General features: G+C 74.3%; 1 protein-coding gene. It reads left to right on the top strand.

The genetic code is table 11. The features are described from left to right. Position 1: 1 nt before the first annotated feature. Positions 2-25801, top strand: a complete 25800-nt coding sequence (locus J8403_RS27705) for a type I polyketide synthase (protein WP_211125546.1) — start codon at positions 2-4, stop codon at positions 25799-25801. Positions 25802-25833 lie beyond the last annotated feature (32 nt).

Consider the following 25833-nt stretch of genomic DNA (forward strand, 5'->3'; position numbering starts at 1 on the left):
GATGACAACCCCCAACGAAAAGCTCGTTGACGCGCTGCGGGCCTCGCTGAAGGAAACCGAGCGGCTGCGGAAGCAGAACCAGCAGCTCACCGACGCGTCCCGGGAACCGATCGCGATCGTCGGCATGAGCTGCCGGTTCCCCGGTGGCGTCGGCAGCCCCGAGGAGCTGTGGCGGCTCGTCGCGGACGGCCGGGACGCCATCTCCGGCTTCCCCACCGACCGCGGCTGGGACATCGAGTCGCTGTACGACCCGGACCCGGAGCGCGAGGGCACGTTCTACGCCCGCGGGGGCGGCTTCCTGTACGACGCGAGCCGGTTCGACCCGGGTTTCTTCGGCATCTCGCCGCGTGAGGCGCTGGCCATGGACCCGCAGCAGCGGCTGCTGCTGGAGACCTCCTGGGAGGCGTTCGAGCGGGCCGGGATCGACCCGGACACGATGCGGGGCTCGCGCACCGGCGTGTTCGTCGGCGCGTCCACGCAGGCGTACGGGGCGGGGGAGTACGACCTCCCGGAGGGTGTCGAGGGCCATCTGCTCACCGGCACCGCCTCCAGCGTCGCGTCCGGTCGGCTCTCCTACGCCTTCGGGCTCGAGGGCCCGGCGGCCACCATCGACACCGCCTGCTCGTCCTCCTCGGTCGCCCTGCACCTGGCCGTCCAGGCGCTGCGGCAGAGCGAGTGCTCGCTGGCGCTGGCGGCGGGCGCGACCGTGCTGTCCTCCCCGGATGTGTTCGTGGAGTTCAGCCGGCAGCGCGGCCTGTCCGCCGACGGCCGCTGCAAGTCCTTCGCGGCCTCGGCGGACGGCACCGGCTGGTCCGAGGGTGTCGCCGTGCTGCTGGTCGAGCGGCTGTCGGACGCGCGGCGCAACGGCCACCCGGTGCTCGCGGTGGTGCGCGGCAGCGCCGTGAACCAGGACGGCGCGTCCAACGGTCTGACCGCGCCGAACGGCCCCTCGCAGCGACGCGTCATCCGGCAGGCCCTGGAGAACGCCCGCCTCACCCCCGCCGACGTGGACGCGGTGGAGGCCCATGGCACGGGCACCACGCTGGGCGACCCCATCGAGGCACAGGCCCTCCTCTCCACCTACGGCAAGGAGCGGCCCGACGGGCGGCCGCTGTGGCTCGGCTCGCTGAAGTCGAACATCGGCCACACCCAGAACGTCGCCGGTATCGGCGGCGTCATCAAGATGGTCATGGCGATGCGGCACGGGGTGCTGCCGCGGACGCTGCACGTGGACGAGCCCACCCCGCATGTCGACTGGTCGGCGGGCGAGGTGTCCCTGCTGACCGAGGCGCGGCCGTGGCCCGAGACCGGCGGGCCGCGCCGGGCGGGCGTCTCGTCCTTCGGTGTGAGCGGGACCAACGTCCACACCATCATCGAGCAGGCGCCGGAAACCGAAGCGGCGGAGGCCGCTGCGGCTCCTGAGGTGACTCCGGCCGTGGTGCCGTGGGTGCTCTCGGGGCGGGGCGCGGCCGCGCTGCGGGACCAGGCCGAGCGGCTGGTCGCGCACGTGGAGGCGGGTGGCGAGCTGCGTCCGGTGGATGTGGGGTTCTCGCTGGCGACCGGGCGCTCCGCCTTTGAACACCGTGCGGTGGTGGTGGCCGAGGACCGGGATGGGCTGCTGGCTGGTCTCGGTGCGCTGGTCGAGGGCCGTGGCGCGCCGGGTGTGGTCGAGGGCTCGGTGGCCGGTGGCAAGGTGGCGTTCCTGTTCACGGGGCAGGGCAGCCAGCGGCTGGGCATGGGGCGTGAGCTCTACCAGGCGTATCCGGTGTTCGCGCAGGCGCTGGACGCGGTGTGTGCGGCGCTGGACGCGCACCTTGAGCGGCCGCTGCGGGATGTGTTGTTCGGGGATGACGCTCAGGCGCTGGATCAGACGGGGTTCACTCAGCCTGCGCTGTTCGCGGTTGAGGTGGCGCTGTTCCGTCTCGTCGAGGCGTGGGGTCTGAAGCCGGACTTCCTGTCGGGGCATTCGATCGGTGAGCTGGCCGCCGCGCATGTGGCGGGCGTGCTGTCGCTGGGCGACGCGGCGAAGTTGGTGGCGGCGCGTGGCCGTTTGATGCAGGAGCTTCCGGCCGGTGGCGCGATGATCGCGGTGCAGGCGTCGGAGGACGAGGTGGCGCCGCTGCTGACCGAGCGGGTGTCGATCGCCGCGCTCAATGGCCCGACGTCGGTGGTCATCGCGGGTGACGAGGACGAAGCTGTCGCGATTGCGGCGGGCTTCGAGGCGCAGGGCCGTAAGGCCAAGCGGCTCACGGTCAGCCACGCGTTCCACTCGCCGCGTATGGACGGCATGCTGGATGCGTTCCGCGAGGTGGCGGAGGGTCTGACGTACGAGACCCCGCGGATCCCGATCGTCTCCAACCTGACCGGGAACGTGGTCTCCGCCGAGGAGATCACCAGCCCGGACTTCTGGGTGCGCCACGTCCGCGAGGCCGTCCGTTTCCTCGATGGCATACGGACGCTTGAGGCGCAGAACGTCTCCACCTTCATCGAGCTGGGCCCCGACGGTGTGCTCACCGCCATGGCCCAGGACTGCGCGACCGGCGAGGACGCCGCGTTCCTCTCCGCGCTGCGCAAGGACCGTCCCGAGGCCGAGGCGCTGACCACGGCCGTCGCCCGGGCCCACGTCCGCGGCGTGGCGCCGGACTGGGCCGCCTACTTCGCCGGAACCGGCGCGGTGCGCGTCGACCTGCCGACGTACGCCTTCCAGCATGAGCGGTTCTGGCTGGAGCCGGGTGCGGCGTCCGTGGGTGATGTGGCCTCCGTCGGGCTGGAGTTGGCCGGACACCCGCTGCTGGGCGCGGCGGTGCCGCTGGCGGAGTCCGATGGACTCGTCTTCACGGGGCGGCTTGGCCTCGACACCCATCCGTGGCTGGCCGATCACACGGTCCGGGATGCGGTGGTGGTCCCCGGCTCGGCGTTCGTGGAGCTTGCCGTCCGGGCCGGTGACCAGGTCGGTTGCGACCTGGTCGACGAGCTGACCCTGCACGCCCCGCTGGTGCTGCCCGTCCGCGGTGGCGTCCGGCTGCAGGTCACCGCCGGTGCGCCGGACGACGCCGGGCGTCGTTCGTTCACCGTCTCCTCGCGCCCGGAGGACGCCGCCGCCGACACGGCGTGGGTGCGGAACGCGAGCGGTGTGCTCGCCACCGGCGCCCCCGGCCCGTCGTTCGACCTGGCCCAGTGGCCGCCGACCGCCGCAGAGGCGATCGAGCCCGACGCGCTCTACGCCCGGCTGGCCGAGGCCGGGCTGCGGCACGGCCCGGGGTTCCAGGGGCTCACGGCCGCCTGGCGGCGCGGGGACGACCTCTTCGCCGAGGTCCGGCTGGACGACGACGTCAAGCCCGGCGCCGAGGAGTTCGCCGTACACCCGGCGCTGCTGGACGCCGCCCTGCACGCCCTCCACGGCCGCGAGGGCGCCCAGCTGACCGATGTCTGGCAGGGCGTCCGGCTGTACGCGGAGGGCGCGTCCGCGCTGCGCGTACGGATCGCGCCCGCCGGAGCCGACACCGTGACCCTGGCGCTCGCCGACGCCACGGGCGAGCCGGTCGCCGCCGTTGACGCGCTGCGCTGCCGTCCGCTCCCCGACGACCTCACCGGCGACACGGACGTGGCGCGGCAGAGCCTGTTCCGGCTCGACTGGGTGGCTCCGCAGACCGCCTCCGCCGGTCCGGACGCCGCCACCCGCCGTATCGTCCTGGGCGAGGACCCGTTCGGCCTTGTCCCGGCCGGAGTGGCCGCCGCCTCCGCCCCCGACCTGGCCGCGCTGGGCGCGTCCGTCGAGGCGGGCGACACCGCCGCCCCGGAGCTGGTCCTCGCGTCCTTCGCGCCCGCCCCCGGCGGCCCGGACGAGGACGTGGCCGAGGCCGCGCACCGGGAGGCGCGGCGTGCGCTGGCCCTGGTGCAGGGCTGGCTGGCCGATGAGCGGTTCGCCGACGCGCGCCTGGTGGTCGTCACCCGGGGCGCGATGGCCGCCGACGCCGAGGAGGGCGTCACCGACCTGGTGCACGCGCCCCTGTGGGGTCTGGTGCGCTCCGCCGAGACCGAGAACCCCGGCCGCTTCGTCCTCGTGGACGTCGATGAGACCGCTGGGGCGGCTGGCGTCGCCGGGACCGCCGAGACCGCCGGGACCGCCGAGGTCGTCTGGACGGCTGGCGCCGCTGGGTCCGACGAGGCGGCTGGCGCCGCTGGGTCCGACGAGGCGGCTGGCGTCGCCGGGGTCGCCGGGACGGCTGAAGCCGCTGGGACGGCTGGCGCCGCCGACGTCCCCGGCACCTTCGCCGACGCGCTCTCCGACGCCCTGGCCACCGGGGAGCCGGAGCTCGCCCTGCGCGCGGGCCGTGCCCTCGCGCCCAGGCTGGCCCGTGCCTCGGCACCGGCCCTTGCCTCGGTCCCGGCCTCGGGCTCGGTCCTGACGCCGGGTTCCGGTTCGGCCCCGGGCTCGGCCCAGGCCGGGGAAACCGGTTCCGCGACCGCCGCCCCGGCGTTCGACGCCGACGGCACCGTGCTCATCACCGGCGGCACCGGCGCCCTGGGGCGGCTGCTCGCCCGCCACCTGGTCGCCGAGCACGGCGTACGCCACCTCCTGCTGACCAGCCGCCGTGGCGCGGACGCCGACGGCGCCACCGAGCTGGTCGCCGAACTCCGCGAGCGCGGCGCCGAGGTCACCCTCGCCGCCTGCGACGCCGCGGACCGCGACGCGCTCGCCGCGACCCTGGCCGCCATCCCGGCCGGGCATCCGCTGACGGCCGTCGTGCACACCGCCGGTGTGCTGGACGACGGCACGGCCGCCGCCCTGACGCCCGAGCAGCTGGAGAGGGTGCTGCGCCCGAAGGTGGACGCGGCCTGGAACCTGCACGAGCTGACCCGCGACCTCGACCTGTCCGCGTTCGTGCTGTTCTCCGCCATCGCGGGCACGCTGGGCGGCGCGGGCCAGGCCAACTACGCCGCGGCCAACGTCTTCCTCGATGCGCTCGCCGCCCACCGGCACGCGGCGGGGCTGCCCGCCACCTCGCTGGTGTGGGGCCTGTGGGCCCAGTCCGGCGGTATCACCGGCGATCTGACCGAGACCGATCTGCTGCGGCTGGCCCGCAGCGGGATGGGCGCCCTCACCGACGACGAGGGCATGGCGCTCTTCGACGCCGCCCGCCGCACCGGCCGGACCCTGCTGATCCCGGCCCGGCTCGACCTCGCGGCGCTGCGCTCCGCCGCCGGATCCGGCCCGGTCCCGGCGCTGCTGCGCGGGCTGATCCGCACGACCGGCCGGCGCACCGCCGCGGGCGCGCTCGCCGCCGGTTCGTCCCTGGCCCAGCGGTTGCGCGCGCTCTCCCCGAACGAGCGCCGCCGGACGCTGCTCGACCTCGTGCGCGGCCATGTGGCCACGGCCCTCGGCCACGCCTCCGCCGACGCCATCGAGGCCCGCCGCGCCTTCAAGGAGCTGGGCTTCGACTCGCTCACCGCCGTCGAACTGCGCAACCGGCTCTCCGCCGCCACCGGGCTCAAGCTGCCGTCCACGATCGTCTTCGACCACCCGAACCCCACCGTCCTCGCCGACCATCTGCGCGCCGAACTCATCGGCCTGGACGTCGAAGGGACCGAGGTCGAGGCCGAGCAGACGGACCCGGCGTTCCCCGCCACCGCCGCCTCCCTCGCCGACGACCCGATCGCCATCGTCGCGATGGGCTGCCGCTACCCCGGCGACGTGCGCTCGCCCGAGGACCTGTGGCAGCTCGTGGCCACCGGCTCGGACGCCATCACCGGATTCCCCGTCAACCGCAACTGGGAGAGCCAGTGGGCGGCGGACGGCGACGAGGCCGACGCGGCCCCGTCCGACTACGCCCGCGCCGGTGGCTTCCTGCACGACGCGGACCTCTTCGACGCGGCCTTCTTCGGCATCTCGCCGCGCGAGGCCCTGGCCATGGACCCGCAGCAGCGGCTGCTGCTGGAGACGTCCTGGGAGGTCTTCGAGCGCGCCGGGATCGACCCGGACTCGCTCCGTGGCCGCTCCGTCGGCGTGTTCGTGGGCGCGGCCTACAGCGGCTACGACGCGGGCCTGGAGCAGGCCGGCACGGAGGTCGCGGGCCATGTGATGACGGGCAACGCGGGCAGCGTCATGTCCGGCCGTATCGCCTACGCCCTCGGTCTTGAGGGCCCGGCGGTCACCGTCGACACGGCCTGCTCTTCGTCGCTGGTGGCGCTGCACTGGGCGATCCAGGCGCTGCGCCAGGGCGAGTGCACGATGGCGCTCGCGGGCGGTGTCACCGTGATGACGACGCCCGGCCACTTCACCGAGTTCGGCCGCCAGGGCGGCCTGGCCGCCGACGGCCGCTGCAAGGCGTTCGCGGCCGGTGCGGACGGCACCGGCTGGGGCGAGGGCGTCGGCATGCTGCTCGTGGAGCGGCTGTCCGACGCACGGCGCAACGGCCACCAGGTGCTGGCCGTCGTGCGCGGCTCGGCCGTCAACCAGGACGGTGCGTCGAACGGTCTGACGGCGCCGAACGGCCCGTCCCAGCAGCGCGTCATCCGCAAGGCGCTGACCAGCGCCGGGCTGACCAGCGGCGATGTGGACGTCGTGGAGGCCCACGGCACCGGTACGACGCTGGGCGACCCGATCGAGGCGCAGGCGCTGCTGGCCACCTACGGTCAGGACCGCGACGCGGAGCGGCCGCTGTGGCTCGGCTCCATCAAGTCCAACATCGGCCACTCCCAGGCGGCGGCCGGTGTCGCGGGCATCATCAAGATGGTGATGGCGATGCGGCACGGTGTGCTGCCGCAGACGCTGCACGTGGACGAGCCCTCGCCGCACGTCGACTGGACGGCCGGGGACATCGCGCTGCTGACGCGGGCGCAGGAGTGGCCCGAGACCGGCCGCGCGCGCCGCGCCGCCGTGTCCTCGTTCGGCATCAGCGGCACCAACGCCCACACCATCGTCGAGCAGGCCCCGGCCATGACGGCCGAACCGGTGGCGGAGGAGCCCGAGCGGGGCGGCGCCGGTGTGCTGCCGTACGCGCTCTCGGCCAAGGGCACCGACGCGCTACGGGCCCAGGCCGAGCGGCTGTACGCCCATCTGACCGCGCACTCCGACCTCGCACCGGCCGACGTCGCCCACACCCTGGTCACCGGCCGCGCCGCGCTCGACCACCGCGCGGTGCTGGTCGCGGACGGCAGGGACGACCTGCTGCGCGGCCTCGACGCGCTGGCGCGGGGTGAGTCCGCGCCGGGGCTGGTCGAGGGTGCGGTCGCCGAGGGTGAGCTGGCGTTCCTGTTCACGGGGCAGGGGAGCCAGCGGCTGGGGATGGGGCGTGAGCTCTACCAGGCGTATCCGGTGTTCGCGGAGGCGCTGGACGCGGTCTGCGATGAGTTGGACGCGCATCTCGAACGGCCGTTGAAGACGGTGCTGTTCGGGGAGGACGCGGAGGCGCTGGATCAGACGGGGTTCACCCAGCCTGCGTTGTTCGCGGTCGAGGTGGCGTTGTTCCGTCTCGTCGAGGCGTGGGGGCTGCGGCCCGACTTCCTCTCCGGGCATTCGATCGGTGAGCTGGCCGCCGCGCATGTGGCGGGTGTGCTGTCGCTCGCGGATGCGGCGAAGTTGGTGGCGGCGCGTGGCCGTCTGATGCAGGAGCTTCCGGCGGGTGGCGCGATGATCGCGGTGCAGGCGTCGGAGGACGAGGTCACGCCGCTGCTCACCGAGCGCGTCTCGATCGCCGCGCTCAACGGGCCGACGTCGGTCGTCATCGCGGGTGACGAGGACGAGGCCGTCGCGATTGCCGATGGTTTCGAGGCGCGGGGTCGGAAGACCAAGCGGCTCACGGTCAGCCACGCCTTCCACTCCCCGCGTATGGACGGCATGTTGGACGCGTTCCGCGAGGTGGCCGAGGGCCTGTCGTACGAGGCCCCGCGCACCCCGATCGTCTCCAACCTCACCGGCACCATCGTCTCCGCCGAGGAGATCGCCGGCCCCGACTTCTGGGTGCGCCACGTCCGCGAGGCCGTCCGCTTCCTCGACGGCGTACGGACGTTGGAAGCTCAAGGCGTCACCACCTTCGTCGAGCTGGGCCCCGATGGCGTCCTGACGGCGATGGCGCAGGAGTGTGTGACCGGTGGCAACGCCGCGTTCGTCTCCGCGCTGCGCAAGGACCGTCCCGAAACCGAGGCGCTGACCACGGCCATCGCGCGGGCCCACGTCCGTGGCGTGGCGCCGGACTGGGCCGCGTACTTCGCCGGGACCGGCGCCCACCGCGTCGACCTGCCGACGTACGCCTTCCAGCACCGCCGCTACTGGCCCGAGGAGCCGGTGGCGAGCCTGGCCGCCGCCGGTGTCGACGGCTGGCGCTACCAGGTGGCGTGGAAGCCGCTGTCGCTGGGCTCCGCGGCCCGGCTGTCCGGGGTGTGGCTCGTCGCCGCCCCCGCCGAGGACGCCGCCGCCGACGCGTGGACGGACGGTGTCGTCCGTACGCTGACCGAGCGGGGCGCCGAGGTGCGGCGGCTCGACCTGGCCGCCGAGGACCGCGCGGTCATCGCCGAGCGGCTGCGTACGGCGGCCGATGGCGAGGCCGTGGCCGGTGTGCTCTCGCTGCTGGCCACCGGGGACACCGATGCCCTCCTGCCCACGGCCGCCCTCGTGCAGGCCATGGGCGACGCCGCGATCGACGCGCCGCTGTGGTGTGCCACCCGGGGCGCGGTCTCCACGGGGCGTCAGGGCGAGCTGGTGGACCCGGCCCGCGCCCAGGTGTGGGGCCTTGGCCGGGTGGCGGCCCTGGAGCTGCCCGACCGCTGGGGCGGTCTCATCGACCTCCCCGGGACCATGACCGACCGGGTGCTGTCGCGGCTCGCGGTGGTGCTCGCCGGGGCCGGGGACGAGGACCAGATCGCCGTCCGCGCCTCCGGGGTGTTCGGCCGCCGGCTGGCGCGGGCGACCGCTCGGCAGGTGGCGGAGGCCGAGGGCTGGAGCGCTCGCGGCACGGTGCTGGTGACGGGCGGTACGGGCGCGCTGGGCGGCCAGGTGGCCCGTTGGCTGATCGACAAGGGCGCCGAACACGTGGTGCTCACCAGCCGCCGGGGCATCGACGCCCCCGGCGCCGTGGAGTTGCGCGATGAACTCGCCGCCACCGGCGCCCGGATCACCGTCGCCGCCTGCGATGTGGCCGACCGGGAGGCCCTGGCGGGGCTGCTGGCCGACCTCCCCGCCGAACTGCCGCTGACGGCCGTGGTGCACGCGGCCGGAGTGCTGGACGACGGCATTCTGGAGTCGCTGACCCCCGAGCGCTTCGCCTCCGTGCTGCGTGCGAAGGCCGACGCCGCGCTCGCGCTGGACGAGCTGACGCGCGAGCTGGACCTGTCCGCGTTCGTGCTGTTCTCCTCGACCAGCGGCACCGTGGGCGCCGCGGGCCAGGCCAACTACGCCGCCGCGAACGCCTTCCTGGACGCGCTCGCCCAGCGGCGGCGCGCCGAGGGTCTGCCCGCCACCTCGATCGCCTGGGGCCCGTGGGCCGCGGGCGGGATGGCCGCCGACGAGGCGCTGGAGCAGCGCATGCGCCGCGCCGGGATGCCGCCCATGGACGCCGATCTCGCGATCGACGCCCTGCAGCGCGCCCTCGACCTGGGCGACGCGGCCGTGACCGTGGCCGATGTCGACTGGGACCGGTTCGCCCCCGGCTTCACCGCGAGCCGCCCCAGCCCCCTGCTGGCCGACCTGCCCGAGGTGCGCCAGGCCACCACGCGCGGCGCCGCCGCCGCGACCGGCGAGACCGCGCCCGCCGAGACGGCCTCCGCGCTCGCGCGCCGGCTCCTCGGCCTGCCCGAGGCGGAGCGCCACCGGGCGCTGCTGGATCTCGTACGGACCCATGTGGCGGAGGTCCTCGGCCACGCCGATGCGTCCGACATCAGCGCCGAACGGGCCTTCCGCGAGATCGGCTTCGACTCCCTCACCGCCGTCGAACTGCGCAACGGCCTCAACGCCGCCACCGATCTGCGGCTCCCCGCCACCCTCATCTACGACTACCCGACACCGCTCGCCCTCGCCGACCACCTCTTCGCCGAACTGCTCGGCGGGCAGGTGGCGGTCACCGGCGGCGCGTCGCCGGTGGCGGGCGCGGCGGCCGACGACGATCCGATCGCGATCGTCGCGATGAGCTGCCGTTTCCCGGGCGGTGTCCGCACCCCCGAGGAGCTGTGGCAGCTGCTGGTGTCCGGCACGGACGCCATCGTGGACATGCCCGCCGACCGCGGCTGGGACCTCCGCACGCTCTACAACCCGGACCCGGACGTCGAGGGCACCTCATACGCCCGCGAGGGCGGCTTCCTGAGCGACGCGGCCGACTTCGACCCGGCGTTCTTCGGCATCTCGCCGCGCGAGGCCCTGGCCATGGACCCGCAGCAGCGGCTGCTGCTGGAGACCTCCTGGGAGGCGTTCGAGCGGGCCGGGATCGACCCGGCGACGCTGCGCGGCTCCACGGCCGGTGTCTTCGTCGGCACCAACGGCCAGGACTATCTGTCCCTGCTGCTGGGCGACTCGCAGGGCCTCGAAGGCCATATGGGCACGGGCAACGCGGCCAGCGTGATCTCGGGCCGGCTCGCCTACACCTTCGGCCTCGAAGGCCCGGCGGTCACCATCGACACCGCCTGCTCCTCCTCGCTGGTCGCCCTCCACTCGGCGATCCAGGCGCTGCGCGGCGGCGAGTGCTCGATCGCGCTCGCGGGCGGTGTGACCGTGATGTCGACGCCCGGTGTGTTCGTGGACTTCAGCCGTCAGCGCGGGCTGGCGGAGGACGGCCGGATCAAGGCGTTCGCGGCCGAGGCGGACGGCACGGGCTGGGGCGAGGGCGTCGGCATGCTGCTCGTCGAGCGGCTGTCGGACGCGCGCCGCAATGGCCACCCGGTGCTCGCGCTGGTGCGCGGCACGGCCGTCAACCAGGACGGTGCGAGCAACGGTCTGACGGCGCCGAACGGTCCGTCGCAGCAGCGCGTCATCCGCCAGGCGCTCGCCGGTGCGGGTCTGTCGGCGTCCGAGGTGGACGCGGTCGAGGCCCACGGCACGGGCACCCGGCTGGGCGACCCGATCGAGGCACAGGCGCTGCTCGCCACGTACGGCCAGGACCGGGCGGAGGGGCAGCCGCTGCTGCTCGGCTCCATCAAGTCCAACATCGGCCACACGCAGGCCGCGGCCGGTGTCGCCGGTGTGATGAAGATGGTCCTCGCCATGCGGCACGGAGTGCTGCCGCGGACGCTGCACGTGGACGAGCCCACCCCGCATGTCGACTGGTCGGCGGGCGACATCAGCCTCCTGACGGAGCAGGTGGCGTGGCCGGAGACCGGTCATCCGCGCCGCGCGGGCATCTCCTCCTTCGGCTTCAGCGGCACCAATGCCCACGCCGTGGTGGAAGAGGCCCCGGCGGCTGACGTCGTTCAGACCGTCGAGTCCGCTGATGAGGGCGGGGCGGCCCTGCCGGTGCTGCTCTCGGCCCGGACGGCGGAAGGGCTGCGCGAGCAGGCCCAGCAGCTGCACGGCCACCTGACCGAGCGGACCGGGCTGCGGACCGCCGACCTCGGCTACGCGCTCGCCGTGGGCCGCTCGGCGTTCGAGGAGCGCGCGGCGCTGATCGCCGAGGACCGGAACGGGCTGCTGTCCGGCCTGGAGGCGCTTGCCGAGGGGCGTACGGCGGCCGGGCTGGCGCAGGGCTCGGTGGCCGGGGGCCGGGTGGCGTTCCTGTTCACGGGGCAGGGCAGCCAGCGGCTCGGCATGGGCCGTGAGCTGTACTACGCGTACCCGGTGTTCGCGGAGGCGCTGGACGCGGTCTGCGATGAGCTGGACGCGCATCTGGAACGGCCGTTGAAGACGGTGCTGTTCGGGGAGGACGCTGAGGCGCTGGATCAGACGGGGTTCACTCAACCCGCGTTGTTCGCGGTTGAGGTGGCGTTGTTCCGGCTGGTGGAGGCGTGGGGTCTGCGGCCCGACTTCCTCTCCGGGCATTCGATCGGTGAGTTGGCCGCCGCGCATGTGGCGGGTGTGTTGTCGCTCGCGGATGCGGCGAAGTTGGTGGCGGCGCGTGGCCGTTTGATGCAGGAGCTTCCGGCCGGTGGCGCGATGATCGCGGTGCAGGCGTCGGAGGACGAGGTGGCGCCGCTGCTCGGTGAGCGTGTGTCGATCGCCGCGCTCAACGGCCCGACCTCCGTGGTCATCGCGGGTGATGAAGACGCGGCGGTGGAGATCGCGGCGTCGTTCGAGGCGCAGGGCCGGAAGACCAAGCGGCTGACGGTGAGCCACGCGTTCCACTCGCCGCGTATGGACGGGATGCTGGAGGCGTTCCGTGAGGTGGCCGAGGGGCTGACGTACGAGGCGCCGAAGATCCCGATCGTGTCGAATCTGACCGGTGGCGTGGTGTCCGCCGAGGAGATCACGACCGCTGACTTCTGGGTGCGCCACGTCCGCGAAGCGGTCCGCTTCCTGGATGGCGTCCGGACCCTCGAAGCGCGCAACGTCACCACGTTCATCGAGCTGGGCCCCGACGGAGTCCTGACCGCGATGGCGCAGGAGTGTGTGACCGACGCCGGGCCGGACGCCGCGTTCGTCTCCGTGCTGCGCAAGGACCGTCCCGAGCCCGAGGCGCTGACCATGGCCGTGGCACGGGCGCATGTGCGCGGTGTGGCCGTGGACTGGTCGGCCTTCTACGCCGGGACCGGAGCCACCCGACTGGCGCCGGACGAGCTGGCCGAGCTGCCCACGTACGCCTTCCAGCGGCAGCGCTACTGGCCGAAGGTCTCGTCGCTGTTCCTCGGTGACGTGGCCGCGGTCGGGCTGGGCGAGGCCGAGCATCCGCTGCTCGGTGCCAGCGCCGAACTGCCCAGCGCGGACGGGATGTTGTTCACCGGACGGCTGGCGCTGTCCACGCACCCGTGGCTGGCCGATCACACGATCATGGACACCGTGCTGCTGCCGGGCACCGCGTTCGTGGAGCTGGCGGTCCGGGCCGGTGACCAGGTCGGCTGCGAGGTGCTGGAGGAGCTGACCCTCGAAGCGCCGCTGGTCCTGGCCGAGGACGGGGGCGTCCAGCTGCGGCTGTGGGTCGGCGCGGCCGATGACACCGGCCGCCGCCCGCTGGAGCTGCACTCCCGGGCCGAACACCTGTCGGCCGAGGAGCCGTGGACCCGGCATGCGTCCGGTGTCCTGGCGTCCGGCGATGCGCCGGAGGCGTCCTTCGAGCTGACCGCATGGCCTCCGGCGGACGCCGCCGAGGTGGAGGTCGGCGACCGTTACGCCGAGCTGCGGGACGTCGGTTTCGCGTACGGCCCCGCGTTCCAGGGGCTGCGCAAGGCATGGCGGCGCGGTGGCGAGGTGTTCGCCGAGGTGGCGCTGGACGAGGACACGGCCGAGGAGGCCGCCGCGTTCGGGCTGCACCCGGCGCTGCTGGACGCCGCGTTGCACGCGCTCGGCCTGGCCGGGCTCGGCGGCACCGAGACCGAGGGGCGGCTGCCGTTCGCCTGGACCGGGGTGTCGCTGTACGCGAGCGGCGCGGCCACGCTGCGGGTGCGGATGGCCGCCGTGGGCGGCGACGGCGTCCGGCTGGAGATCGCGGACGCCACGGGCGCCCCGGTCGCGGCCGTGGACTCGCTGGTGCTGCGCCCGGTCGCGGCCGAGCAGCTGCGGAGCGCGCGGACGGCGTACCACGAGTCGCTGTACCGCGTGGAGTGGACGACGGCCGGGCTGGTGGACGCCACCGGGGCGGACGTTGCGACCGACGGCCGCTGGGCGGCGCTGGGCACGGACACGTTGGGGCTGGGCGCCCCGGCGTACGCGGACTTGGCGGCACTGGGCGAGGCCGTCGATTCCGGCGTGGCGCTGCCGGAGTACCTAGTGGTGTCCCTGGCACACGAAGCCCATGTGGACGCGGCACTTGAAGGCCCAGGTGGGGCACATCAAGCCCGTCCGGCGATTGAGGACACGCCCGAAGGGCGTGCCGGGGCACCGGCCGGGACACTTGAAGCCCGTCCGGCGTTTGAGGGCCGGGGCCTTGGGGCGGAGCCCCACCACGCGGCGGAGCCGCATATTGATGCTGCGGGAAGGGGCGGGGTCGGGGAATCCCCCTCGCCCGCCACCACGGCGCACCAGGCCACCACTCAGGTGCTGGACCTGCTGCAGCAGTGGCTGGCCGACGACCGCTTCACGGACTCACGCCTGGTCCTGCTGACCTCGGGCACCGTGGCCACCGAGCCCGGTGAGCCGGTGACGGACCCGGCAGGCGCGGCGGTCCACGGTCTCGTGCGCTCGGCACAGTCCGAGAACCCGGACCGCCTCGTCCTGATCGACCTCGACAGCCACCACGACACACGGGCCGCACGATCCGCGCTGCCCACAGCCCTCGCAAGCGGGGAGCCCGAGGTCGCAGTGCGGCAAGGCGTCCTCAAGACCCCACGCCTGGCCCGCGCCGCGTCAACGGCCGACAGCGAGACGACGGAGTGGAACCCGGACGGCACGGTGCTGGTCACCGGCGCCTCCGGTTCGCTGGGCGGCCTGTTCGCCCGCCACCTCGTGGCGGAGCGCGGCGTACGGCAGCTCCTGCTGCTCAGCCGCCGTGGCGACCGAGCACCAGGCGCGACCGAACTCACGGCCGAGCTCACCGAGTTGGGCGCGAACGTGCGCTGGGCCGCCTGCGATGTGGCGGACCGGGACGCGCTCGCCGCGGCCCTCGCCACCATCCCCGCCGAGCATCCGCTCACCGCCGTCGTGCACACGGCAGGCGTGCTGGACGACGGCGTGATCGGCTCCCTCACCCCCGAGCGCGTCGAAACCGTCATGCGCCCGAAGGCGGACGCGGCCTGGAACCTGCACGAGCTGACCCGCGACCAGGACCTCTCGGCGTTCGTACTCTTCTCCTCGGCCGCCGGTGTCTTCGGCGGCCCCGGCCAGGGCAACTACGCGGCCGCCAACGTCTTCCTGGACGCCCTCGCCCAGCACCGCGCCGCGCAGGGCCTGCCGGCCACCGCGCTGGCGTGGGGCCTGTGGGCCGGTGGCGGCATGGGCGAGACCCTCGACGAGGCCGACATCACGCGGATGCGGCGGGCCGGAGTGCCCCCGCTGCCGGTGGCGGAGGGACTGCGGCTCTTCGACGCGGCGCTGACCGTCGACGAGGCGTCGCTGGTGCCGATGCGCCTGGACCTCACGGCGCTGCGCAACCAGCCCGCCATCTCGCCGCTGCTGCGCGGCCTGGTGCGGGTCCCGGCGCGGCGCGCGGTGGACGCGGTCGCGGCGGGCGGCGAGACCGGCCTGGCCGGGCGGCTCGCCGGGCTGAGCACGGCGGAGCAGGAGCGGCTGCTGCTGGACCTGGTCCGGGCGCAGGTGGCGACCGTACTCGGCTACGCGGGTGCGGAGACCATCGGCTCCGGGCGGGCGTTCAAGGATCTGGGCTTCGACTCCCTGACAGCCGTTGAGCTGCGCAATCAGCTCAACGCGGTCACCGGGCTGCGGCTGCCCGCGACGCTCATCTTCGACTATCCGGACCCGCAGGTCCTGGCCCGCCACCTGCGGACCGAGCTGGTGGGCGAGGAGTCGGCGGAGGTGCACACCCCGGTCCCGGTGACGGCCGTCACCGAGGACGAGCCGATCGCCATCGTCGGGATGAGCTGCCGCTACCCGGGCGGGGTCACCACCCCCGAGGAGCTGTGGCAGCTCGTCATCGGCGCCACCGACGCCATCTCCGACTTCCCCGTCGACCGTGGCTGGGACCTCGACGCGCTCTACAGCGACGACCCCGACCAGGTGGGCACCAGCTACACCCGCGAGGGCGGCTTCCTGCACGACGCCGCCGACTTCGACCCGGACTTCTTCGGGATCAACCCGCGCGAGGCCATGGCGATGGATCCGCAGCAGCGGCTGCTGCTGGAGACGTCGTGGGAGGCGTTCGAGCGCGCGGGCATCGACCCGGCGGCCGTACGCGGCAGCAAGACCGGTGTCTTCGCGGGCGTCATGTACCACGACTACCTGACCCGGCTGACCGCCGTCCCCGAGGGGCTGGAGGGCTACCTCGGCACGGGCGGCGCGGGTTCCATCGCCTCGGGCCGGGTGGCGTACACCTTCGGGCTCGAAGGCCCGGCCGTCACCATCGACACGGCGTGCTCGTCGTCGCTGGTGGCACTGCACCTGGCCGCTCAGGCGCTGCGCAACGGCGAGTGCTCGCTGGCGCTGGCCGGTGGTGTGACCGTCATGGCCACCCCGGACACGTTCATCGACTTCAGCCGCCAGCAGGGGCTGTCCACCGACGGCCGCTGCAAGTCCTTCGCGGCGTCGGCGGACGGCACCGGCTGGGCCGAGGGCGCGGGCATGCTGCTCGTGGAGCGGTTGTCGGACGCGCGGCGCAACGGCCACCGCGTCCTGGCGATCGTGCGGGGCTCGGCCATCAACCAGGACGGTGCGTCCAACGGCCTGACGGCGCCCAACGGCCCGTCCCAGCAGCGCGTCATCCGCGACGCGCTGACCAGCGCCCGCCTCACCACCGCCGATGTCGACGTGGTGGAGGCGCACGGCACCGGCACGACGCTGGGCGACCCGATCGAGGCCCAGGCGCTGCTCGCCACCTACGGCCGCGGCCGGCCGGAGGGGCAGCCGCTGTGGCTGGGCTCGCTGAAGTCCAACATCGGCCACACCCAGGCCGCCGCGGGTGTCGCGGGCATCATCAAGATGATCATGGCGATGCGGCACGGCGTGCTTCCGCGGACGCTGCACATCGACGAGCCCACCCCGCATGTTGACTGGTCGGCGGGGGACCTGGAGCTGCTGACCGAGGCCCGGCCGTGGCCGGAGCTCGGCCGGCCGCGCCGGGCGGCCATCTCGTCGTTCGGCGTGAGCGGCACGAACGCGCACACGATCATCGAGCAGCCCCCGGCCCCCGAGGAGATCCCCGCGACCGCTCCGGTGGCGGAGCTGCCGACGGTGCCGTGGGTGCTCTCGGGCAAGTCCGAGGCCGCCCTGCGCGGCCAGGCCGAACGGCTCCTCGCCCACCTCGGCACCCACTCCGGCCTGGACATCACCGACGTCGGCTACACACTGGCGACGGGCCGGGCGGCGCTGGAGCGGCGCGCGGTCGTCGCCGGCGAGGACCGGGACGGGCTGCTGTCCGGCCTGGAGGCGCTGGCGCGCGGCGAGTCGGCCGCGGGGCTGGTCCAGGGGACGGTGGCCGAGGGCGGCAAGGTGGCGTTCCTGTTCACCGGGCAGGGCAGCCAGCGGCTGGGGATGGGGCGTGAGCTGTACGACGCCTATCCGGTGTTCGCGGAGGCGCTGGACGCGGTCTGCGATGAGCTGGACGCGCATCTGGAACGCCCGCTGAAGACCGTGCTGTTCGGGGAGGACGCGGAAGCGCTGGACCGGACGGGGTTCACCCAGCCTGCGTTGTTCGCGGTTGAGGTGGCGTTGTTCCGGCTGGTGGAGGCATGGGGGCTGCGGCCCGACTTCCTCTCCGGGCATTCCATTGGTGAGCTGGCCGCCGCGCATGTGGCGGGTGTGTTGTCGCTCGCCGATGCGGCGAAGTTGGTGGCGGCGCGTGGCCGGTTGATGCAGGAGCTTCCGGCCGGTGGCGCGATGATCGCCGTCCAGGCGTCGGAGGACGAGGTCACGCCGCTGCTGACCGACCGTGTGTCGATGGCCGCGCTCAACGGGCCGACGTCGGTCGTCATCGCGGGTGATGAGGACGAGGCGCTGCAGATCGCGGCGGGCTTCGAGGCCCAGGGTCGTAAGACCAAGCGGCTGACGGTGAGCCATGCGTTCCACTCGCCGCGCATGGACGGGATGCTGGAGGCGTTCCGGGAGGTGGCACAAAGCCTCTCGTACGAGGCTCCGCGCATCCCGATCGTCTCCAACCTGACCGGCAACGTCGTCTCCGCCGAGGAGATCACCAGCCCCGACTTCTGGGTGCGCCACGTCCGCGAGGCGGTCCGCTTCCTCGACGGCGTACGGACGCTCGAAGCCCAGGGCGTGACCACCTACGTCGAGTTGGGCCCCGACGGTGTCCTCACCGCCATGGCCCAGGAGTGCGTCACCGGCGATGCCGCCGCCTTCGTCTCGGCGCTCCGCAAGGGACGTAACGAACCGGGGGCGATGACCACTGCCCTCGCCACCTTGCACACCCGGGGGCTCGCCCTGGACTGGTCGGCGTTCTTCGCCGGTACGGGAGCCCGCGCCATCGAGCTGCCGACCTACGCCTTCCAGCGGCAGCGCTTCTGGGTGGAGAACCCGGAAGAGGCCCGCGAGGCCGTCGCCGCCATGGATTCCGTGGACGCGCGATTCTGGGAGGCCGTCGAGCGCGAGGACTTGGAGGCCCTGGCCGGGACACTCCAGTCCGAGGACGCCGACGCGCTCTCCTCGCTGGGCGCCGTGCTGCCGGTGCTGTCCTCGTGGCGGCGCCGCCAGGGCGAGCGGTCCACCGTGGACGCGTGGCGCTACCAGGTGACCTGGAAGCCGGTGGCCGCCCGCGCCGAGGCGGCGCCGACCGGCCGCTGGCTGGTCGTCACCACCGCTGAAGAGGCGGACGGCGCGCTGGCCGAGGGTGTCGTACGGACGCTGTCCGCACGCGGCGCCGAGGTCCAGCGGGTCGAGCTGGCGGCCACGGACCGTACAGGCATGGCCGAGCGGCTGGCCGAGGCGGTCGCCGACGCTCCGCCGGCCGGGGTGTTCGCGCTCCCGGCCCTGGCCGAGGGCGCCGACGGGCTGGTCAGCACGGCCGCCCTGGCGCAGGCGCTGGGCGATCTGGGCGTGGACGCGCCGCTGTGGGTCGCCACCCGCGGCGCGGTCTCGACCGGCCGCGCGGACGGTCCGGTGGACCCGTCGCAGGCCCGGGTCTGGGGCCTGGGCCGGGTCGCGGCCCTGGAACTGGCCGAGCGCTGGGGCGGTCTGGTCGATCTGCCGGAGACGGTGGACGACCGGGCGCTGTCGCGACTGGCGGGCGTGCTGGCCGGTGGCCAGGGCGAGGACCAGGTGGCGGTGCGCGCCTCCGGCGTCTTCGGCCGCCGGCTGACCCGGTCCGCCAACGCCGGGGGTGGCCGCGACTGGCGGCCGGGCGCGGGCTCGGTCCTGGTGACCGGCGGGACGGGCGCGCTGGGCGCGCATGTGGCCCGCTGGCTGATCGACAAGGGCGCCGAACACGTCGTGCTCACCAGCCGCCGTGGCCTCGACGCCCCCGGCGCGGCCGAACTGCGGGACGAACTCACCGCCTCGGGCGCCAGGGTCACCGTCGCGGCCTGCGACGCCGCCGACCGCGAGGCGCTGGCCGCACTGGTGGCCGGGCTTCCGGCCGAGCTGCCGCTGACGGCGGTGGTGCACGCGGCCGGGGTGCTGGACGACGGCGTTCTGGAGTCGCTGACCCCCGAGCGCTTCGCCTCCGTCCTGCGCGCCAAGGCCGATGCCGCCGCCAATCTGCACGAGCTGACGCGGGACCTGGACCTGACGGCCTTCGTCCTGTTCTCCTCGTTCGCGGGCTCGATCGGCGCCGCGGGTCAGGCCAACTACGCGGCCGCGAACGCCTTCCTGGACGCGCTCGCCGAGCGCCGCCGGGCCGAGGGCCTGCCCGCCACTTCGGTGGCCTGGGGCCCGTGGGCCGAGGGCGGGATGGCCGCGGACGACGCGCTGGAGCAGCGCATGCGCCGCGCCGGTGTGCCGCCGATGGCGGCGGACCTGGCCATCGCCGCGCTGCAGCGGGCGCTGGACCTGGACGAGACCGCGGTGACGGTCGCGGACATCGACTGGGAGCGGCTGGCCCCCGGCTTCACCGCCTCCCGGCCGAGCCCGCTGCTGCTGGAGCTGCCCGAGGTGCGTACCGCGCTGGAGGCCGACGGCGGGCGGACGGCCCGTACCGCCGGTGGCGGCGCGGACGAGTCCTCGCTGGCCCAGCGGCTCGCGGCGGTCCCGGCGGCCGAGCGCGAGCGGATGCTGCTGGACCTGGTGCGCTCGGCCGTGGCCGATGTGCTGGGCCACTCCGACGCGGAGGCGGTGGAGGCCGACCGGGCGTTCCGGGATCTGGGCTTCGACTCGCTGACCGCCGTCGAGCTGCGCAACCGCATGAACACCGTGACCGGGCTGCGGCTGCCGCCCACGCTGGTGTACGACTACCCGTCGTCCTCGGCGCTCGCCGCCCACCTCCGCACGGAGATCCTGGGCGAGGAGAGCGCGGCCGGGGCGGTCGCGGGTGTGCCGTCCACGACGGTGGCCGTCGCCGATGATCCGATCGCGATCGTCGGGATGAGCTGCCGCTTCCCGGGCGGTGTGCGGTCGCCGGAGGAGCTGTGGCGGCTGCTGGTCTCCGGGCAGGACGCCGTGACGGGCTTCCCGGCCGACCGCGGCTGGGACCTGGAGGCGCTGTACGACCCGGACTCCGCCACCGAGAACACCAGCTATGTCCGCGAAGGCGGATTCCTGGCCGACGCCGGGGACTTCGACGCGGCGTTCTTCGGTATCTCGCCGCGTGAGGCCTTGGCGATGGACCCGCAGCAGCGGTTGCTGCTGGAGACGTCGTGGGAGGCGTTCGAGCGGGCCGGGATCGACCCGACGACGCTGCGCGGCCAGCAGGTCGGTGTGTTCGCCGGTACCAACGGCCAGGACTACATGTCGCTCGTCCTCCACTCGCCGGACGGCGGCGATGGCTTCATGGGGACGGGCAACGCGGCCAGTGTGATGTCGGGCCGGGTGTCGTACGCGCTGGGGCTCGAAGGCCCCGCGGTGACGGTGGATACGGCCTGTTCGTCGTCGTTGGTGGCGTTGCACTGGGCGATTCAGGCGTTGCGGGCGGGTGAGTGCTCGTTGGCGCTGGCCGGTGGTGTGACGGTGATGTCGACGCCGGGTTCGTTCGTGGACTTCAGTCGTCAGCGTGGGCTGGCGGAGGACGGTCGGATCAAGGCGTTCGCGGCGGGTGCGGATGGCACGGGCTGGGGCGAGGGTGTGGGCATGCTGCTCGTCGAGCGGCTGTCGGACGCCCGGCGCCATGGCCATGAGGTGCTGGCGGTCGTGCGCGGCTCCGCGATCAACCAGGACGGTGCGTCCAATGGTCTGACGGCGCCGAACGGTCCCTCGCAGCAGCGGGTGATCCGGCAGGCGCTGGCGGGTGCGGGTCTGTCCGCGTCCGAGGTGGACGCGGTCGAGGCGCACGGCACCGGTACGACGCTGGGCGACCCGATCGAGGCGCAGGCCCTGCTGGCCACCTACGGCCGGGAGCGGGACCCCGAGCGGCCCCTGCTGCTCGGCTCCATCAAGTCCAACATCGGGCACACGCAGGCCGCGGCCGGTGTCGCCGGGGTGATGAAGATGGTGCTGGCGCTGCGGCACGGTGTGCTGCCGCCGACCCTGCACGTGGACGAGCCGACGCCGCATGTCGACTGGTCCGCCGGGGAGTTGGAGCTGCTGACCGAGGCGCGGGAGTGGCCGGAGACCGGCCGTCCGCGCCGGGCCGCGGTCTCCGCGTTCGGCATCAGCGGCACCAACGCGCACACCCTGCTGGAGCAGGCCCCGGAGGCGGAGGAGAAGCCCGCCGTCGCTCCGGCGGTGGAGCTGCCGACGGTGCCGTGGGTGCTGTCGGGCAAGTCCCCGGCCGCCGTTCGCGGCCAGGCCGAACGGCTCCTGGCCCACCTCGGCGGCGGGACCGCACCGGCCGCCACCGATGTGGCCTACTCGCTCGCCACGACCCGCGCCGCCCTGGACCACCGGGCCGTGCTCACCGCGGACGGCGGGGACGGGCTGCCGGCCGGTCTCGCGGCGCTGGCGCGGGGCGAGTCCGAGGTGCCGGGCCTGGTCGAGGGCTCGGTGGCCGGTGGCAAGGTGGCGTTCCTCTTCACCGGACAGGGCAGCCAGCGGCTCGGCATGGGCCGTGAGCTGTACGACACCTTCCCGGTGTTCGCGGACGCGCTGGACGAGGTGTGCGCCCACCTGGACGCGCATCTGGAGCGGCCGCTGCGGGAGGTGCTGTTCGGCGACGACGCCACCGCACTGGACCAGACGGGGTTCACCCAGCCCGCGCTGTTCGCGGTCGAGGTGGCGCTGTTCCGACTGGTGGAGGCCTGGGGTCTGAAGGCGGACTTCCTGTCCGGCCACTCGATCGGTGAGCTGGCCGCCGCGCATGTGGCGGGTGTGTTCTCGCTCGCGGACGCGGCGAAGCTGGTGGCGGCGCGTGGCCGGTTGATGCAGGAGCTGCCCGCCGGTGGCGCGATGATCGCTCTCCAGGCGTCCGAGGACGAGGTGGCGCCGCTGCTCACCGAGCGGGTGTCGATCGCCGCGCTCAACGGGCCGACGTCGGTCGTGGTCGCGGGTGATGAGGACGAGGCTGTCGCGATCGCCGCGGCGTTCGAGGCGCAGGGCCGTAAGACCAAGCGCCTCACCGTGAGCCACGCGTTCCACTCGCCGCGTATGGACGGCATGTTGGACGCGTTCCGCGACATCGCGGAGGGGCTGACGTACGAGGCCCCGCGCATCCCCATCGTGTCCAACCTGACCGGCGAGCTGGTCTCCGCCGAGGAGATCGCCGGCCCCGGCTTCTGGGTGCGCCACGTCCGGGAGGCCGTGCGCTTCCTCGACGGCGTCCGCACCCTCGAAACCCGGGGCGTGACCACCTTCGTGGAGCTGGGCCCCGACGGTGTCCTCACCGCCATGGCCCAGGACTGCCTGGCCGGGCCCGACGCGGCCGAGCTGCTGCCCGCGCTGCGCAAGGGCAGGCCGGAGGCCGAGGCGCTGACCGGCGCGCTGGCCCGGCTGTACGTCCGTGGCCTGGCACCCGACTGGGAGGCGTTCTTCGCCGGTACGGGTGCGCGGAAGGTCGCGCTGCCGACGTACGCCTTCCAGCGCAGCCGCTACTGGGTCGACGCCCAGCTGAGCCTGGACGAGGTCGCCTCGGCGGGGCTCGGCTCGGCCGGTCACCCGCTGCTGGGCGCGGCGGTGGAGCTGCCCGACGCGGACGCGTATGTGTTCTCCGGGCGGCTGTCGCTCGCCTCGCACACATGGCTGGCGGACCACACGGTCGCGGACACGGCCGTGCTGCCCGGCTCCGCGTTCGTGGAGCTGGCGGTGCGCGCCGGGGACCATGTGGGCTGTGGGCTGCTGGAAGAGCTGACCCTGGACGAGCCGCTGATCCTGCCGGAGCGCGGCGGGGTGCGGCTGCGGGTGTCGGTCGGTGAGCCGGATGCCGATGGCCGTCGCCCGCTGGGTGTGTACGCGCGGGACGAGCGCGCGGAGGCGGACCGGCCGTGGACCCGGCACGCCGCCGGTGTGCTCGCTTCCGGCGAGGCCCTGGCGGGTGACGCCCTGGCGGGCGTGGCCCCGGCGGGTGGCGGCGTCGAGTCGCTGTCCGTGTGGCCGCCCGCCGACGCGGAAGCGGTCGACACCGATGAGCTGTACGCGAGCATGGCGCGCGCCGGACTGCTGCACGGTCCCGCGTTCCAGGGCCTGCGCCGCGTCTGGCAGCGTGGCGAGGAGCTGTTCGCGGAGGTCCGCGTCGCGGCGGAGCGGCAGCCCGAGGCCGCCCGCTTCGCCCTGCACCCGGCCCTGCTGGACGGTGCGCTGCAGCCGCTCGCGCTGGGCGCGGGCGGTGCCGCGGTGGCGCGCTCCTGGCGTGGGGTGAGCCTGTACGCGGTCGGCGCGGAGGCGCTGCGCGTGCGGCTGGCGCTGACCGAGGACGGCGCGGTGTCGATGGTGGCGGCCGATGAGACGGGTGCGCTCGTCGCGTCGGTGGACGCGCTGGAGACCGGGGCGCTGGAGGTGGACCGGATCGCCGGTGCGACCGCCTCCGACCGCCATGAGTCGCTGTTCCGCATCGACTGGGCGCCGGTGGCGGCACCCTCGAAGGAGCTCTCAACGGCCACCTCGCAGGGGCCTTCGCGGACCGGGGCGGCGGGCTTCGCCGTCATCGGCGGCGATGAGCTCAAGCTCAGCGTGGCCCTGGAGACGGCCGGGTTCCGCGCCGCGGTCCACGACGACCTCGGCTCGCTGAACGCGGCGGTCGAGGCGGGCGAGGCCGTGCCGGACACCGTACTGGTGCCGTTCCCGCCGGAGCCGGTCGCCGAGGGCGGCCTCGCCGCCGGTGCGCACACGGCCACCCACCGCGTCCTGGGCCTGCTCCAGGAGTGGCTGAACGGCGGCCGGCCCGGATCGGCCCGGCTGGTCGTGGTCACCCGTGGCGCGGTCGCCACGGCCGCCGACCCGGCGGTGGCGGACCTGGCGCACGCACCGGTGTGGGGTCTGCTGCGCTCGGCGCAGACGGAGAACCCGGGCCAGTTCGTGCTGCTGGACGTGGACGGCGAGGTGTCCTACCCGGCGATCGCGGCGGCGCTGGACTCGGGCGAGCCCGAGCTGGCGCTGCGCGCCGGGGCGGCGTACGCGCCGCGCCTGGCCAGGGTCGAGACGGCCCGGGCAGCGGAGACGCCGGAGGAGAAGGCCACCGAGCCCACCGGCAAGGCCATCGACCCGGACGGCACGGTGCTGATCACCGGCGCCACCGGCGGTCTGGGCAGGCTGTTCGCCCGCCATCTGGCCACCGCACACGGCGCCCGCCATCTGCTGCTCACCAGCCGCAGCGGCCCCGCCGCCGACGGCATGGCCGAACTGGTGGCGGAGCTGGCCGAGTTGGGCGCTCAGGCCACCGTCGCCGCATGCGACGCGGCCGACCGGGAGGCGCTGGCCGGGCTGCTGGCCACGATTCCGGCCGGCCGTCCGCTGACGGCCGTGGTGCACACCGCGGGCGTCCTGGACGACGGTGTCATCGACATGCTGACGCCCGAGCGGGTGGACACGGCGCTGCGGCCCAAGGTCGACGCGGCGGTCAACCTGCACGAGCTGACCCGCGATCTGGACCTGTCGGCCTTCGTGCTCTTCTCGGCCGCGGCCGGCACGCTGGGCGGCGCGGGCCAGGGCGGCTACGCGGCGGCCAACGTCTTCCTCGACGCCCTCGCCGGCCACCGCCGCGCCACCGGCCGTACCGCACTGTCCCTGGTGTGGGGCATGTGGGCCGAGGAGCGGGGCATGGGCGGCCGGCTCGGCGAGGCCGACCAGCAGCGGGCGGCGCGCGGCGGGGTGCTGCCGCTGTCCGCGGAGGAGGGGCTCGCCCTGTTCGACGCGGCCCACGCCGTGGCCGACGAGGCGGTACTGGTGCCCGTACGGCTGGAGATGGCGACGCTGCGCGCCGCCGCGGCCACCGGGGAACTGCTGCCGCTCTACCGCGGCCTGGTGCGCACGCCCGTGCGCCGCGCCGCGACGGGCGGCCCCGCCGCCCCGGAGGCGGTGGCGGACACCGGGGACGGCACGCTGGCCCAGCGGCTGGCCGGACAGTCGGAGGCCCAGCAGCAGCTGACCGCGCTGGACCTGGTCCGCCGCCAGGTGGCGGCCGTGCTGGGCTATGCCTCGAAGGACCAGGTGGGCGCCGAGCAGGCGTTCAAGGATCTGGGCTTCGACTCGCTGACGGCCGTGGAACTGCGGAACCGGCTGAACGCGGCCACCGGGCTGCGGCTGACGGCGACGCTGGTCTACGACTACCCGACACCGGTGGCGCTCGCGCGGCATCTGCGTCAGGAAGTGGCGCCGGAGGCCGACGGCCCCGGAGTGTCCGTACTGGAGGAACTGGAGCGGCTGGAGAACAGCCTGTCCTCGCTGACGCCGGAGGATCTGGCATCGGTGACGGAGGACGAGGCCGCGCATGCGAACATCGCGGTGCGCCTCCAGACGCTGCTCGCGAAGTGGAACGACGTGCGTCGCACCGCGGACGACGCCGGGGCGGACGCCGAGGCGGACGCGTTCGAAGAGGTCAGTGACGACGACCTCTTCGACTTCATCGACAAGAGGTTCGGCAACGGCTGAAGCGCGGCAGCACACCCACCCGAACCCCCCGA

The organism is Streptomyces yatensis (genome assembly GCF_018069625.1).
In the GTDB taxonomy this organism is placed as follows: Bacteria; Actinomycetota; Actinomycetes; order Streptomycetales; family Streptomycetaceae; genus Streptomyces; species Streptomyces yatensis.